We start from the raw sequence: 15639 nt of genomic DNA on the forward strand, positions 1-15639 counted from the left end.
CCTCCTGCTGCGCCACCTCGGCCACGAGACCCAGGCCGCCCGCATCGAGGACGCCGTCACCGCCGACCTCGCGGAGCGCGACGGAACCTTCCGCACCACCGACCAGATCGGCGACGCGCTCGCCGCCCGAGTAGCCGGCTGACCCGGCAGCTCCACCTCAGGAAGCCGCCGGGTCGCGCGCACGACGCACCCGGCGGCTTTTCCTGTGCGGCCCCGGGTGCCACCATCTCCCCTGGGCCGCATTCACCCCGCTTCTCCGCAGGCACCTCGCGCGCGATAATCGAACGCGAGACCGCGGAATGCGGGAAGCCCGGACGTCCTAGTACGCCGTGAGCGCGGTCCGCCATACACAACCGGTGAAGGACAAGCACTCATGACGACGCCCACGATCGAGCTCAAGCCCTCCTCGAACCCGCTGTCCGATGCGGAGCGCGAGGCGATCCTGGCCAGCCCCGGCTTCGGCCGCCACTTCACCGACCACATGGTGACGATCAAGTGGACCGAGGGCCGCGGCTGGCACGACGCCGAACTGGTCCCGTACGCGCCGCTGTCGATGGACCCGGCGAACATGACCCTGCACTACGCGCAGACGATCTTCGAGGGGCTCAAGGCCTACCGCCAGCCCGACGGCACCGTCGCCACGTTCCGCCCGCAGGCCAACGCCGAGCGCTTCCAGGCCTCCGCCCGCCGCATGGCGATGCCGGAGCTGCCGGCCGACCTCTTCATCGAGGCCTGCGACGCGCTCATCAAGCAGGACGCCGCCTGGGTGCCCTCCTCCGGCGAGGCCTCGCTGTACCTGCGGCCGTTCATGTTCGCGTCCGAGGTCGGTCTGGGCGTCCGCCCGGCCAACGAGTTCCTCTTCATGGTCATCGCCTCGCCCGCCGGTGCGTACTTCCCCGGTGGCGTCCAGCCCGTCTCCGTCTGGCTCTCCGAGGAGTACGTCCGCGCCGTCAAGGGCGGTACGGGCGCGGCCAAGACCGGCGGCAACTACGCGGCCTCCCTCGTGGCGCAGGCCCAGGCCGCCGAGCACGGCTGCGACCAGGTCGTGTGGCTCGACGCCGTCGAGCACCGCTGGATCGAGGAGATGGGCGGCATGAACCTGTACTTCGTGTACGGCCAGGAGGACGGAACGCAGCGCATCGTCACGCCGGAGCTGACCGGTTCGCTCCTGCCGGGCATCACCCGCGACTCCCTCCTCACCATCGCCCGCGACCTCGGCTACACCGCCGAGGAGGGACGTATCTCCACCGAGGACTGGAAGCGCGACAACGAGAACGGCACCCTGACCGAGGTGTTCGCCTGCGGCACCGCCGCCGTCATCACCCCGGTCGGTTCGGTCAAGTCCGAGCGCGCCAACTGGACCCAGGGTGACGGGCAGCCCGGCGAGGTCACCATGAAGCTCCGCAAGGCGCTGCTGGACCTCCAGACCGGCCACACCGCCGACACCCACGGCTGGATGCACCCGCTCGGCTAGGTCCGCAGCGCACCCGCCACGACGAGGTCCCGGCCGGGGAGGCCGGGGCCTCGTCGTGCGTCCGGGACGCGGTCCGCCGGGCGGGGGCGGGCGGGCCCCGGTCCCCGCCCGTGCCACCCGTACGGGGGTACGCCGGCACGGTTGCGCACCCTCCGCCTGCCGGGGCGCGGGGGCCGCCGGGGCCCGTGCCCGCGGGGGTCGTGACCTCGCCCGCCGCTCCGTGGGGCCGCACGGGTCCGGTCCGTTCGGAGATGCGGTGGACGCACCGGCGTGCGACGTTGATCACGCCTGCCCATACGGCGCCGGACACCGGCTCCGGGTGGCGCGGTACGCCCCCAGCGGCGTGAATCTCTCGTGCGTCGGCCGCCCTGGCCGGCGGGAAGGCGGATCCCCATGAAGCGGTTCGTTGCCTCCGGCCTGCTGTGCACGGCCGTGGTACTCGGCGCCTCGGCATGCTCCAGCGACGACGACACGACGCCGCAGGAGGCAGCCTCCTCGGCCAGCGCCGCGCTGTGCACCAGCCTGGTCCAGTTGAAGTCGGACAACGCCGCACTCAAGGCGCTGAATCCGGCCACGGCCACCAAGGACCAGTTGAAGTCGGCGTACGACGCCGTCCAGGCCGACTGGAAGAAGGTCAAGGAGAACACGTCGGCATTGAAGTCGGCCGAGAAGGACGCCGTCACGACGGCCGCGGAGAACCTCAAGAAGGCCTACGAGGACCTGCCGGGCGACACCACGGGCAAGGACGCGATCACCCAGCTCCAGCCGCAGGTCCAGGCGCTGGACACCGCGGCCACCGAGGCGACGACCTCACAGAACTGCCGTTAGCGGGCGGTGGCGGCGACCGCCGCGCGGGCCCCGGGGGACGTCCCCCGGGGCCCGCGCGGTGCACCGGTCCCTGCGTCCGCCGTCAGTCGGCGGCCACCGCGAACCTGTCGGCCGGTGCGGCCGGGTCCGCGGTCTCGGCCGCGGCGGGGGAGCGGCGGGCGGTCAGGGCCGCGTAGAGCAGGCCGCCGGCCAGGCCGGAGAGGATGAAGGAGCAGTCGACGCCGCCGGTGAGGGCGAGCAGCGGGCCCTCGTAGAAGGGGGTGGTCACGGCGAGCAGGCCGACTCCGGCGCCGACGGCCCAGGAGACCGTGGCGGCGACGTTCCAGCCGGCCCGGTACCAGTAGATCCCGCCCACCGAGCGGCGGTTGAAGACCTGGAGGGCATCGGCGTCGTACTGCCCGCGGCAGCGGACGTAGCCGATCAGGGTGATCACGGCCCACGGGGTGCCGATCGCGGTCAGCAGCAGGACGAACGAGGTCATCGCGGACTGCACGTCCCACTCGAAGGAGCCGATGAAGACGAACCCGGTGGCGACGCCCGCCGCGACCAGCGTGGCGTTGGCCCGGGTCGCCCTCGGCACGATGGCGTCGAGGTCGAGGCCCATGGAGTAGAGCATCAGCCCGGCGTTGCCCACCGAGCCGGCCGCCGCGGCGGCGAGCAGCGGGAGCAGGAACCAGAAGGGCGCGGCCTCGACGAGGGGCCCGGCGTAGTCGGCGCCGGCCTTCGCGGCGAGCGCGGTGTAGGTGCCGAACAGCTGCGGGATCAGCAGGCCGGCCAGCAGGCCGAGACAGGTGGCCCAGAACACCTTGCGGGAGCCGTGCTTGCGGGGGGAGATGTAGCGGGTGTAGTCGCCGAGCAGGGTGATGAAGGCGACGGGTCCGCTGAGTCCGGCGGCGACGGCGGCGAGCAGCCAGGTCGGCCAGAAGGAGCCGAGCAGGTACGCGGTCTCCGGCGGCGCGGCGGTGGTGAAGCCGGGGGCGTAGGCGTAGATGCCGACGGCGAGCAGGACCACCATGCCGAGGGAGAGGATCTTGCTCATGCGCAGCAGGAGCCGGTAGCCGAAGACGGCCCCGACGACGGTACAGGCGGCCAGTACGCCGTACATCGCGGCCCGCGTGGCACCCGTGTCGGGCAGGCCGGCGAGCCGGGACAGCGTGCCGGCCATCACGTCACCGCCGATCCACAGGGTGAGCGCCGTGTAGCCCAGGGCGAGCAGCAGGCCGACCACCGAGCCGACGAGCCGGCCGCGGACGCCGAACTGGGCGCCGCTCGAGGTGGAGAGGTTGGTCGCCGTGCGCAGGGACACCAGCGCCAGCGGCGCGGTGAAGGCGATGCCGACGAGCGTGCCGGTCACGATGGCGGTGACCGAGGGCCACAGGCCCAGTCCGAAGGACGGGGGCAGCCAGCCGAACACGATCACGCCGAGGCAGAGGTTGGAGCCGAGCAGGATCGAGATCAGGTCACGGGGACCGCTCGTCCGCTCCTCCTCGGGGATGGTGTCGACTCCGCGCTGTTCGATGGGCATGGGGGGGACTCCCTTGGCAGGGCGGGGGGTGGTTCGCATTTGTTTGAGCGACACTCAATGTGGCCTAAGCCCAGGTCTCAGGTCAATGCTTCATTGCTGAGAAATGAAGAGTTAGAGTGATGCTCTAACCCATCGACTCAAAAGGTGGTGGATCGGCGTGCGGCTGACCCCTACGGAGCGCGACCGGCTGCTGCTGCGCAGCGCGGCGGAACTGGCCAGGGCCCGGCGGGGCCGCGGACTGAAGCTCAACGTCCCGGAGGCCACCGCGATGATCGCGGACACGGTCTGCGAGGCCGCGCGCGACGGCAAGCGGCTGGCGGAGGCCATCGAGGAGGCCCGCAGCGTGCTGGGCCCGGACGACGTGCTGCCCGGCGTGGCCGACGTGGTCACCGAGGTGCACGTGGAGGCCGTGTTCGACGACGGGTCCCGCCTCGCGGTGGTCCCGGCCCCGGTCCGGGGCGCGGTGCCGCTCGGCGAGGACGCCCCCGGAGCGGTCGTACCCGGTCCCGGCGCTCCCCAGCCGGAGCCGGCGTTGCACGTGCACGTGCGCAACACGGCCTCCGTGCCGGTGAGCGTCACGTCCCACTTCCACTTCTTCGAGGCCAACCCCCGCCTCGCATTCGACCGCGCCGCGGCCTACGGCATGCGGCTGTGCGTGCCCGCGGGCTCGTCCGTGCGGTTCGACCCGCACGGCGAGGCCGAGGTCGGGCTCGTCCCCATCGGCGGCGCCCGCATCGCGATCGGCTTCGCCGGTCTGGTCGACGGCCCCCTGGACGCCCCCGGTGCCAAGGACGAGGCCCTGCGCCGCGCCGCGGCCTGCGGCTACCTCGGTACGGGGCTCGGTGACACGGCGGACGACTCGGCAGAGGGAGAGCAGGCGTGAGCAAGCAGACCAGGCACAGCGACCACTGTGCGCCGGGCAGCCGGCACATCGACCCCCACGAGTACGCCTCCGTCTTCGGCCCCCGCGCCGGCGACCGCGTCCGGCTCGGCGACTGCGGGCTGACCGTCCGGGTCGAGTACGACGCGCAGAAGCCGGGCGACGAGTTCCTGGCCGGGTTCGGCAAGACCGCCCGCGACGGACTGCACCTGAAGGCCGCAGCCGTACGCGAGACCTGCGACGTCGTGATCAGCAACGTCCTGGTCATCGACGCCGTCCTCGGCATCCGCAAGGTCTCCGTCGGCATCCGCGAGGGCCGGATCCACGCGATCGGCCGGGCCGGCAACCCCGACACCCTCGACGGGGTGGACGTGGTCGTCGGCACGGGCACGAGCATCGTCTCCGGCGAGGGCCTGATCGCCACCGCCGGCGCCGTCGACACCCACGTCCACCTGCTGTCCCCGCGCGTCATGGAGGCCTCGCTCGCCGCGGGCGTCACCACGATCATCGGCCAGGAGTTCGGCCCGGTCTGGGGCGTCGGCGTCAACTCGCCCTGGGCCCTCAAGCACGCGTTCAACGCCTTCGACGCCTGGCCCGTCAACATCGGCTTCCTCGCCCGTGGTTCGTCCTCGGACGCCGCCCCGCTGGTCGAGGCGCTGGCCGAGGGCGGTGCGTCCGGGTTCAAGGTCCACGAGGACATGGGGGCGCACACCCGTGCCCTGGACACCGCGCTGCGGGTGGCGGAGGAGCACGACGTCCAGGTCGCCCTGCACAGCGACGGCCTCAACGAGTGCCTGTCCGTCGAGGACACCCTTCGCGTGCTGGACGGCCGGACCATCCACGCCTTCCACATCGAGGGCTGCGGCGGCGGACACGTCCCCAACGTGCTCAAGATGGCCGGCGTGCCCAACGTCATCGGCTCCTCCACCAACCCCACCCTGCCCTTCGGCCGGGACGCCGTCGCCGAGCACTACGGCATGATCGTCTCCGTCCACGACCTCAAGCCCGACCTCCCGGGCGACGCCGCCATGGCCCGCGACCGGATCCGCGCGGGCACGATGGGCGCCGAGGACGTGCTGCACGACCTGGGCGCCATCGGCATCACCTCCTCCGACGCCCAGGGCATGGGCCGCGCAGGCGAGACCATCCGCCGCACCTTCGCCATGGCCGCCAAGATGAAGGGCGAGCTGGGCCCGCTCGAAGGCGACGGCGAGGGCGACGACAACGCCCGCGTCCTGCGCTACATGGCCAAGCTGACCATCAACCCGGCCATCGCCCACGGCCTGGCCCACGAGATCGGCTCCATCGAGGTCGGCAAGCTCGCCGACATCGTGCTGTGGCGCCCCCAGTTCTTCGGCGCCAAGCCGCAGCTGGTCCTCAAGTCCGGCTTCCCCGCGTACGGGGTCACCGGCGACCCCAACGCGGCCACCGACACCTGCGAACCGCTGGTCCTCGGCCCGCAGTTCGGTTCGTACGGAGCCACCGCCGCCGACATCTCCGTCGCCTTCGTCTCGGCGGCCGCAGCGGCCCTCGGCAGCGACGAGATGCCGACCCGGCGCCGCCGGGTCGCCGTCCGCGGCACCCGCGGCATCGGCCCGGGGAACCTCCTCCTCAACTCCCGGGTGGGCGCGGTCGACGTGGACGCGCGCAGCGGGCTCGTCACCCTCGACGGCGACCCGCTTCGCTCCGAAGCGGCCGACTCGGTCTCCCTCAACCGCCTGTACTTCCTGTAACCGGCACAGCTCGCAAACCGGCACAGCTTGTAAAGCCCGTAAGGACCCCCTGCCATGACTGCACAGCCCGACAAGCCCGCCGCCCACGGATTCCGGATGCCCGCCGAGTGGATGCCCCACGAGCGCACCTGGATGGCCTGGCCCAGCCCCAACCCGACCTTCACCAACGAGCAGGAGCTCGCCGAGGCCCGCGAGGCCTGGGGCGCCGTCGCCCGCGCGGTCCGCTCGTACGAGCCGGTGACCCTGGTCGTCTCGCCCGGTGACGCGGGGAGCGCCCGCGCGATCGTCGGCGACGGCGTACAGCTGGTGGAGCGCGAGCTCGACGACGCCTGGATGCGCGACATCGGCCCGACCTTCGTCACCAACGGGGCCGGCGAGCTGGCCGCCGTGGACTGGACCTTCAACGGCTGGGGCGCCCAGGAGTGGGCCCGCTGGGAGCACGACTCCAAGATCGCCCGGCACGTCTCCGACCTCGCCGGCACCCGTACGTACAGCACCCCGCTGGTCAACGAGGGCGGCGCCCTCCACGTCGACGGCGAGGGCACCGTGCTCCTCACCGACACCGTGCAGCTCGGCGCCGGGCGCAACCCCGACTGGACCCGCCAGCAGGTAGAGGAGGAGATCCACGCCCACCTCGGCACCACCAAGGCGATCTGGCTCCCGTACGGCCTGGCCGGCGACTACGGCACCTACGGCACGCAGGGCCACGTCGACATCGTGGCCGCCTTCGCCCGCCCCGGCGTGGTGATGGTCCACACCCAGCCCGACCCCGCCCACCCGGACCACGAGCGCTGCAAGACCATCGCAGCCATCCTGCGCGCGTCCACCGACGCACGGGGCCGGCAGCTGGAGGTCGTGGAGATCCCGGCGCCGACCGTGCTGGAGGAGGACGGTGAGTGGGTGGACTACTCCTACATCAACCACTACCTGTGCAACGGCGGCGTCGTGCTGTGCTCCTTCGACGACCCGCGCGACGAGGAGGCCGCCGAGATCTTCCGCGGCCTGTTCCCCGAGCGGACCGTGACGCTGGTTGACGCACGTACGATTTTCGCCGGGGGTGGCGGTATCCACTGCATCACCCAGCAGCAGCCGAAGGTCTGACCCGAGGCGGATCGACGAAGGAGTGGCCCATGGCGGCGGGTGGAGTACGCGCGGTGCGGAAGAACGCGCCGCCGCGCGAGGACGTACTCGTCGCCGCCATGGCCACGATCGCCGAGCGCGGCCTGGAGGGCCTGACCATGGCCGGGCTGGGCCGCCAGGTCGGCATGAGCAGCGGTCACCTCCTCTACTACTTCGGCAGCAAGGACGAGCTCCTGCTGCAGACGCTGGAGTGGAGCGAGGCGGCCCTGGGCGCGAAGCGGCGGGCCCTGCTGTCCCGCCGCGGCCCGGCGCGCGAGCGCCTGCAGGCGTACGTGGACCTGTACGTGCCCGAGGAGGCCCGGGACCCGCACTGGACCCTGTGGCTGGAGGTCTGGAACCGCTCGCAGAACGCCGGCCCGCAGGAACGCGACCGCCAGGCCGCCATCGAGGGCGCCTGGCACCGCGACCTGGTCGCCCTGCTCGCCGAGGGCGTCTCCCGGGGGGAGTTCCGGCCCGTGGACCCCGACCGCTTCGGCGCCCGGCTGCGGGCCCTGCTCGACGGGTTCAGCATCCAGGTCGCCGTCGGCCTGCCCGGGATGGGGCGGGCGGACATCCTGGCCCACGTCTCGGAATTCCTCGACGAGTCTCTCGTATCGTGAGACGCGCCGCTCTTGCGGTGAGACGGTATGACACACTGCGGATGTGCCTGCTCAGCTCATGATTATGGACAGCAGCGCGCCGGTCCGCAGTGGCCGCTGAACCGTGGAAAACCTTCGCGGAAGCGGCCATCGTGCCTCAGACCCGCGCGCAGACCTCTCGCACCCGCGAGAGGTCTTTTCGTTTCCCGGCTCCATTCCTGCCGGGAACGCACTGCGCGGGATGATGGGGGCAGTGGCGGCGGCCTGCCCTGGGGCGGGTATCCGGAACCACTCATCCGACAGGAGTCAGATCAGCATGACGACGACAGAGGCGACAGTGCCGGCCCAGGGTCCCGACGATGGCTTCCACGTCTTCGACACCACCCTGCGCGACGGCGCCCAGCGTGAGGGCATCAACCTCACCGTCGCCGACAAGCTGACGATCGCGCGGCACCTGGACGACTTCGGAGTGGGCTTCATCGAGGGCGGCTGGCCGGGTGCCAATCCCCGCGACACCGAGTTCTTCGCCCGCGCCCGGGCCGAGATCGACTTCAAGCACGCCCAGCTGGTCGCCTTCGGCGCGACGCGGCGGGCGGGCGGCTCGGCCGCCGAGGACCCGCAGGTGCGGGCCCTGCTCGAGTCGGGGGCCCCGGTGATCACCCTGGTCGCCAAGTCCCACGACCGGCACGTCGAGCTCGCCCTGCGCACCACGCTGGACGAGAACCTGGAGATGGTCCGGGACACGGTCTCCCACCTGGTCGCCCAGGGCCGCCGCGTCTTCGTCGACTGCGAGCACTTCTTCGACGGTTACCGGGCCAACGCCGAGTACGCGAAGTCCGTCGTGCGCACCGCCCACGAGGCCGGCGCCGACGTCGTCATCCTCTGCGACACCAACGGCGGCATGCTGCCGGCCCAGGTCACGGCGACCGTCGCGACCGTACTCGCCGACACCGGGGCGCGCCTGGGCATCCACGCCCAGGACGACACCGGCTGCGCCGTCGCCAACACCCTGGCCGCCGTCGACGCCGGCGCCACGCACGTGCAGTGCACGGCGAACGGCTACGGCGAGCGGGTCGGCAACGCCAACCTCTTCCCCGTCGTCGCCGCGCTGGAGATCAAGTACGGGCGCCAGGTGCTGCCCGTCGGTGCGCTCGCCGAGATGACCCGCATCTCGCACGCCATCGCCGAGGTCGTGAACCTGACCCCGTCCACGCACCAGCCGTACGTCGGCGTCTCGGCCTTCGCCCACAAGGCGGGCCTGCACGCCTCGGCCATCAAGGTCGACCCGGACCTGTACCAGCACATCGACCCGGAGCGGGTCGGCAACACCATGCGGATGCTGGTCTCCGACATGGCCGGGCGCGCCTCCATCGAGCTCAAGGGCAAGGAGCTCGGCGTCGACCTCGGCGGGGACCGCGCGCTGGTGTCCCGGGTCGTCGAGCGGGTCAAGGAGCGGGAGCTCTCGGGTTATACGTACGAGGCCGCCGACGCCTCCTTCGAGCTGCTGCTGCGTGCGGAGGTCGAGGGCCGCGCCCGCAAGTACTTCCGTACGGAGTCCTGGCGGGCCATCGTCGAGGACCGCCCGGACGGCACCCACGCCAACGAGGCCACGGTCAAGCTGTGGGCCAAGGGCGAGCGGATCGTCGCCACGGCGGAGGGCAACGGCCCGGTCAACGCCCTGGACCGGGCGCTGCGGGTCGCACTGGAGCGCTTCTACCCCCAGCTGGCCAAGTTCGAGCTGATCGACTACAAGGTCCGCATCCTGGAGGGCAAGCACGGCACGGAGTCCACGACCCGCGTCCTGATCGCCACGACGGACGGCAGCCGCGAGTGGTCGACGGTGGGCGTGGCCCCCAACGTGATCGCCGCGTCCTGGCAGGCCCTGGAGGACGCCATCACCTACGGGCTCCTCCACGCCGGCGTGGAACCCGCCGAGTAGCCGAGCCGGACTCACCCCACCCCCCTGCCCCCGGGACGGGGACGCAGGGGGGTGGGGTTTATGTCCTGTTCACACAGGAAAGCGGCGGTTCCGGTAGCGTCGGGGACATGAGGACCAGGCTGATACCCGTACGTTCCGGCCGGCTGCTGGCCGGTCTGCTGCTGGCCCTGTCCGCGACCGCCCTCGTGGCCGCGCCGCAGGCATCGGCGGCCACCGGACCCGCTGCCGTGGCGGAGGCCCTCAAGCAGGGCCCGGTCTACGTGGACCCCCGCGCCGAGGCGCAGCTGCCGAAGGCCCAGGCGGACGCACTGGCGAAGAAGATCAAGGATGCCGGGAAGCCGGTGTTCGTCGCCGTGCTGCCGGCCACCGCGGAGTTCCCGGCCGACAGCGTGCTGCGTACGGTCCGGGCCGAGACGGGCATCACCGGGCTCTACGCGATCCGGCTCGGCGACGGCTTCAACGCGGGTGCCGACCGGGCGGTCATGCCCACCAACGCCGTCCGCAACCTGACCGATGCCGTGAAGGCCGGCGGGCCCGTGGACGCGGGCACGCAGCTGAACAACTTCGTGGACCAGGCCCTGGCCCAGGCCAAGGGCGGAGCCCCGGCCTCCTGGGGCGACTCCGGCAGCGGCGGCGGAGCCCCGGTAGGCGGGCTGATCACGCTCGGCGCGGTGGCCGCGATCGGCGGCGGCGGTGCGTACGCGCTGGTGCGCCGGAACCGCAAGAAGAAGGAAGAGGCGGAGCGCGAGGCCATCGAGAAGCTGCGCGTGGTCGTCGACGAGGACATCACCGCGTTCGGCGAGGAACTCGACCGGCTGGACTTCCACCCCGGTGAGCCCGGCGCGGACGACGCCATGCGGGCGGACTACGAAAAGGGCCTCGACTCGTACGAGAAGGCCAAGGACATCATGGCCTCGGTCCGGCACCCCGATGAGGTCAGGGGAGTCACCCAGTCCCTGGAGGACGGCCGGTTCGCGCTGGCGAGCCTCGACGCCCGCCGTGAGGGCAGGCCGCTGCCCGAACGCCGTTCGCCCTGCTTCTTCGACCCGCGGCACGGGCCGAGTATGGAGGACGCCGACTGGGCGCCGGCCGGCGGGGCGGCGCGTACCGTCCCCGTGTGTGCGGCGGACGCCGTCCGCCTGCGCGAGGGCAAGGACCCGATGGTCCGCACGGTCGACACCGCGTACGGGCCGCGCCCGTACTACGACGCAGGCCCGGCGTACGGCCCCTGGGCGGGCGGATACTTCGGCGGCGGCATCCTGCCCGGCCTGCTCGTGGGCACGCTGCTCGGCTCGATGATGTCGAGCCCCGCCTACGCCTCCGACATGGGCGGCTACGACGGCGGGGACTACTCCGGCGCCGACTTCAACTCCTCCGACTTCGGGGGAGGGGACTTCGGCGGCGGCGGTGGGTTCGACGGAGGCGGCGGCTTCGACGGTGGGGGCGGCTTCTAGAACCGCCCCCGGCCCCGGCGCTGGGTCAGGCGGGTCAGGCCTGCTTGATGGCCGAGATGTCGAAGGTCAGCTTCACCTTGTCGCTGACCATGACGCCGCCGGCCTCCAGCGCGGCGTTCCAGGTCAGGCCCCAGTCGGAGCGCAGGATCTCGGCGGAGCCCTCGAAGCCGACGCGCTCGTTGCCGTAGACGTCGGTGGCCGAGCCGTTGAACTCCAGGTCGATGGAGAGCGGGCGGGTCACGTCCTTGATCGTCAGCTCGCCGGTGATGCGGTACTTGTCGCCGCCGAGCTGGGCCGCCTCGGTGGAGCGGAAGGTCATCAGCGGGAAGGACTCCGTGTCGAAGAAGTCCGCGCTGCGCAGGTGGCCGTCGCGGTCGGCGATGCCGGTGTCCACGGAGGCGACCTTCACCTCGAGGGAGGCGGCGGAGCGGGCCGGGTCGCTGCCGTCCAGCTGCAGGGTGCCGGCGTAGTCGGCGAAGCTGCCGCGGACGTTGGTCACCATCGCGTGGCGGACGGTGAAGCCGATGCTGCTGTGGGCGGCGTCGATGACGTAGTCGCCGGTGAGGGCGGCCAGGGCCGGGTCCACCTCGAGAGTGGCGACGGCGGCGCTGGTGGTGGTGTCCTGGCTGCGGCGGGTGAAGAGACCCATGATCTGCTCCTTGGGGGGTGCCCTGCTCGGTGTTGGTTGAACTTTCAACGAGAACGACGCTAGACCCATTCCGTTCAAATTTCAACATTCCGGGGCCATGTCACGCCGATTTGTGGACACTCCACAAAGGAGGGCCGTCCCGCCTGGTGGTGTCCGCGCATCACGTGGCGGTTCTGTCCGGGCCGGACAGCGGAACACACCCGAGACTGTGTGGAACCAACGGAGGTTTTTCTTCGACCGCTTCGTAAGGTCGATACATGACCGTTGTGGACCAGACTCCGAGCGAGCCGACGGACGCCCGCGGGCGCGTGGCCGAGCTGCACTCCCTGCGTGAGCAGGCGCGGCGTGGACCCAGTGACCGGGCGACCGAGGCGCAGCACGCCAAGGGCAAGCTGACCGCGCGCGAGCGCATCGCGCTGCTGCTCGACGAGGGTTCCTTCAAGGAGGTCGAGCAGCTGCGCCGCCACCGGGCGACCGGTTTCGGCCTCGAGGGCAAGAAGCCGTACACCGACGGCGTCATCACAGGCTGGGGCACGGTCGAGGGCCGCACGGTCTTCGTCTACGCGCACGACTTCCGCATCTTCGGCGGCGCCCTGGGCGAGGCCCACGCCACGAAGATCCACAAGATCATGGACATGGCCATCGCGGCCGGTGCTCCGCTGGTCTCCCTGAACGACGGCGCCGGCGCCCGCATCCAGGAGGGCGTCTCCGCGCTCGCCGGCTACGGCGGCATCTTCCAGCGCAACACCAAGGCCTCGGGTGTCATCCCGCAGATCTCGGTCATGCTGGGCCCGTGCGCCGGCGGCGCCGCGTACTCGCCGGCCCTGACCGACTTCGTGTTCATGGTCCGCGAGACCTCGCAGATGTTCATCACCGGCCCCGACGTCGTCCGTGCCGTCACCGGTGAGGAGATCTCCCAGAACGGCCTCGGCGGCGCCGACGTGCACGCAGAGACCTCCGGCGTCGCGCACTTCGCGTACGACGACGAGGAGACCTGCATCTCCGAGGTGCGCTACCTCATCTCGATGCTGCCCTCCAACAACCGGGAGAACCCGCCGGTCCACGAGACCTCCGACCCCGCCGACCGGCGCTCGGACGTCCTGCTGGACCTGGTCCCCGCGGACGGCAACCGCCCGTACGACATGCTCAAGGTGATCGAGGAGCTCGTCGACGAAGGCGACGTCCTCGAGATCCACGAGCGCTGGGCCCGCAACATCATCTGCGCTCTGGCCCGGCTCGACGGCCAGGTCGTCGGCATCGTCGCCAACCAGCCCGGCCACCTCGCCGGCGTCCTGGACATCGAGGCCTCCGAGAAGGCCGCGCGCTTCGTCCAGATGTGCGACGCCTTCAACATCCCGATCATCACGCTGCTGGACGTCCCCGGCTTCCTGCCGGGCGTCGACCAGGAGCACGGCGGCATCATCCGCCACGGCGCCAAGCTCCTGTACGCGTACTGCAACGCCACGGTCCCGCGGATCTCGCTGATCCTGCGCAAGGCCTACGGCGGCGCGTACATCGTCATGGACTCCCAGTCCATCGGCGCGGACATCACGTACGCCTGGCCGACCAACGAGATCGCGGTCATGGGCGCCGAGGGCGCCGCGAACGTCATCTTCCGCAAGCAGATCGCGGAGGCCGAGGACCCCGAGGCGATGCGCGCGCGCATGGTCAAGGAGTACAAGGCCGAGCTGATGCACCCGTACTACGCCGCCGAACGCGGTCTCGTCGACGACGTCATCGACCCGGCGGAGACCCGCGAAACCCTGATCAGCGCACTGGCGATGCTCCGCAGCAAGCACGCCGACCTGCCGTCCCGCAAGCACGGCAACCCGCCGCAGTAACCAGCGAAGGAGACCTGCCACCCATGAGCAAGACTGCCGACACCCTGCTGCGCGTCGAGAAGGGCAACGCCGCCCCCGAGGAGCTGGCCGCGATCACCGCGATCCTGCTGGCCCGCGCCGCGGCCACCCCGCAGGAGCCCTCGGTGCACCGCATCGGCTCCCAGGCCCGCTGGCGCCGCCTGGAACGCACCCCCGGCTTCCGCGCCCCGCACAGCTGGCAGGGCTAGTCCCTGTACGAAGCCCCCGTCCGTACGCCGCGTACGGACGGGGGCTTCGCCGTGCCCGGGCGGGTGTCAGTCCCGGGTCACTCGCCTCCAGGGGCACGGCCAGGCCGAAGCGCCGGGCGTCCGGCCGCAGCGGCCGGGAGAGGTCCCGCCTGAGGAACGACTCCGGCGGGATGCGCAGGGCGGACTCGCCGCCCCGGTCCCCGTCGATCCCGCGGCGGCACGCGCCGGGCGGACCGCGCGGACCCGTCCTGCCGGCTCTCGTGGAACGCCGTACGCGTCGCCGCGGGTCACGGACATCCCATCACCTCGGAACCCGCCGCTCGCAGACCGGGCCGACGAGACGATCCCACAACGGGCCGCGGACCGGGGCCTGCCCCGTGCGGGGAAAAAACGGAACGCCGGGATCCCTGTGGAAGGGGATCCCGGCGTTCGCGCTGGACGGGGAGGCCTACCGCAGGCGGGCCATGAGGGCGTGCTCGACGAGCGTGATGAGCGCGCTCTTGGCGTCCGCGCGGTGGCGGGCGTCGGTGGTGATGATCGGTGCGTCCGGGCCGATCTGCAGGGCCTCGCGGACTTCCTCCGGCGTGTACGGCTGATGCCCGTCGAAGCCGTTGAGGGCGATGACGAACGGCAGGCCGCTGTTCTCGAAGTAGTCGACCGCGGGGAAGCAGTCGGCGAGGCGGCGGGTGTCGACGAGGACGACGGCACCGATGGCGCCGCGGACGAGGTCGTCCCACATGAACCAGAACCGGTCCTGACCGGGGGTACCGAAGAGGTACAGGATCAGGTCCTGGTCCAGGGTGATGCGGCCGAAGTCCCCCTTTCGAGCAGTGTCACATCTGGCTGGCCGCCGGCAGACTCGTCGCCGCCGGGCTGGTGAATGGCGACAAGGCCCGCCTCCGCCAGGTCGGCGACGAGGATTCGGGCGACACCAAGAGGAATGGAGAGAAGTGCCGAGATCTCCGCGACGGATTTGATCTCCTGGCACAGGCGGCAGATGCGCTGGTGCTCGGGCAACTGCCCTTGCAGCCGCGCGGGATCGGCCGTGGTACTGACCAGCGCCTCGATGGCGAGCTGGTAGCGCGGCCGGGTACGGCCGCCGGTCATTGCGTACGGACGCACCAGCGGGTTGTGTGCCTTCGGGGCCTGCGGCGACCCACGATGGGGCTGCTGCGGAGGCCGGTGAGGCGGCTGGGCCTGCTGGGGCTGGCCGTACGGCTGCTGGTAGGGGTTCTGCTCCGGCACGGGCCGGCTGGGAGCGGAGGGAAAGTTGAAGCGGTTCTGGTCGTGCTGCCCACCCTGCGGCTGCTGCGCGCCGCCATAAGGATGACCTCCGGGTGTTGTCACGTTTCCTCCTCCGACTCCAAGAAC

The 15639-nt window shown here is 71.5% G+C and carries 13 protein-coding genes and 2 pseudogenes; 11 read left to right on the top strand and 4 right to left on the bottom strand.

Annotation, left to right across the window (positions count from 1 at the left end):
* The 3 genes and pseudogenes from IF09_RS45330 to IF09_RS0138630 all read left to right on the top strand — a co-directional run.
* Positions 1–142 (top strand): annotated as a pseudogene (locus IF09_RS45330) (3-isopropylmalate dehydrogenase); the annotation flags it as partial.
* Positions 143–373: 231 nt separating this feature from the next.
* Positions 374–1474, top strand: coding sequence for a branched-chain amino acid aminotransferase (locus tag IF09_RS0138625; protein WP_030304108.1), 1101 nt, complete (start codon positions 374–376; stop codon positions 1472–1474).
* Positions 1475–1867: 393 nt separating this feature from the next.
* Complete coding sequence (locus IF09_RS0138630) at positions 1868–2302, top strand: hypothetical protein (protein WP_051833637.1); 435 nt, start codon at positions 1868–1870, stop codon at positions 2300–2302.
* Positions 2303–2384: 82 nt separating this feature from the next.
* Here IF09_RS0138630 and IF09_RS0138635 read toward each other — a convergent pair whose 3' ends face one another.
* A complete protein-coding gene (locus IF09_RS0138635) occupies positions 2385–3827 on the bottom strand; it encodes a cytosine permease (protein ID WP_030304111.1) in 1443 nt (480 codons plus the stop codon).
* 157 nt (positions 3828–3984) lie between these two features.
* Between IF09_RS0138635 and ureA the strand changes: the two genes are divergently transcribed.
* The 6 genes from ureA to IF09_RS0138665 all read left to right on the top strand — a co-directional run bounded on the left by ureA (position 3985) and on the right by IF09_RS0138665 (position 11551).
* Entirely contained in the window at positions 3985–4710 is a 726-nt protein-coding gene (gene ureA, locus IF09_RS0138640; RefSeq protein WP_030304112.1) for an urease subunit gamma, read from the top strand.
* 47 nt (positions 4711–4757) lie between these two features.
* Positions 4758–6440 carry an urease subunit alpha gene (locus IF09_RS0138645; protein WP_030304113.1) on the top strand — a complete coding sequence of 561 codons (1683 nt, stop codon included), beginning with the start codon at positions 4758–4760 and terminating at the stop codon, positions 6438–6440.
* A gap of 54 nt (positions 6441–6494) precedes the next feature.
* On the top strand, positions 6495–7541 hold the full coding sequence (locus IF09_RS0138650) for an agmatine deiminase family protein (RefSeq protein WP_051833639.1): 1047 nt from the start codon (positions 6495–6497) through the stop codon (positions 7539–7541).
* A gap of 29 nt (positions 7542–7570) precedes the next feature.
* Positions 7571–8179, top strand: coding sequence for a TetR/AcrR family transcriptional regulator (locus tag IF09_RS0138655; protein ID WP_030304115.1), 609 nt, complete (start codon positions 7571–7573; stop codon positions 8177–8179).
* 295 nt (positions 8180–8474) lie between these two features.
* On the top strand, positions 8475–10097 hold the full coding sequence (cimA, locus tag IF09_RS0138660) for a citramalate synthase (protein WP_051833641.1): 1623 nt from the start codon (positions 8475–8477) through the stop codon (positions 10095–10097).
* A gap of 107 nt (positions 10098–10204) precedes the next feature.
* Positions 10205–11551 carry a hypothetical protein gene (locus IF09_RS0138665; protein WP_030304119.1) on the top strand — a complete coding sequence of 449 codons (1347 nt, stop codon included), beginning with the start codon at positions 10205–10207 and terminating at the stop codon, positions 11549–11551.
* A gap of 34 nt (positions 11552–11585) precedes the next feature.
* Here the strand turns inward: IF09_RS0138665 and IF09_RS0138670 are convergent, their stop codons facing one another.
* A complete protein-coding gene (locus IF09_RS0138670; RefSeq protein ID WP_030304121.1) occupies positions 11586–12200 on the bottom strand; it encodes a YceI family protein in 615 nt (204 codons plus the stop codon).
* 257 nt (positions 12201–12457) lie between these two features.
* Here IF09_RS0138670 and IF09_RS0138675 point away from each other — a divergent pair, with 257 nt between their 5' ends.
* Together IF09_RS0138675 and IF09_RS0138680 are read left to right on the top strand one after the other, a co-directional pair.
* Positions 12458–14041, top strand: a complete 1584-nt coding sequence (locus IF09_RS0138675) for an acyl-CoA carboxylase subunit beta (protein WP_030304122.1) — start codon at positions 12458–12460, stop codon at positions 14039–14041.
* 23 nt (positions 14042–14064) lie between these two features.
* Positions 14065–14268: an acyl-CoA carboxylase subunit epsilon gene (locus IF09_RS0138680; RefSeq protein WP_030304124.1), complete on the top strand. Its 204-nt coding sequence runs from the start codon at positions 14065–14067 to the stop codon at positions 14266–14268.
* A gap of 448 nt (positions 14269–14716) precedes the next feature.
* Here the strand turns inward: IF09_RS0138680 and IF09_RS0138685 are convergent.
* A pseudogene (locus tag IF09_RS0138685) lies at positions 14717–15085 on the bottom strand (GTP-binding protein); the annotation flags it as partial.
* On the bottom strand, positions 15052–15615 hold the full coding sequence (locus tag IF09_RS0138690; protein WP_078613729.1) for a DUF742 domain-containing protein: 564 nt from the start codon (positions 15613–15615) through the stop codon (positions 15052–15054). The gene IF09_RS0138690 and the pseudogene IF09_RS0138685, both read right to left, overlap by 34 nt.
* Positions 15616–15639 lie beyond the last annotated feature (24 nt).

Source organism: Streptomyces katrae, assembly GCF_000717655.1.
Classification (GTDB): domain Bacteria; phylum Actinomycetota; class Actinomycetes; order Streptomycetales; family Streptomycetaceae; genus Streptomyces; species Streptomyces katrae_B.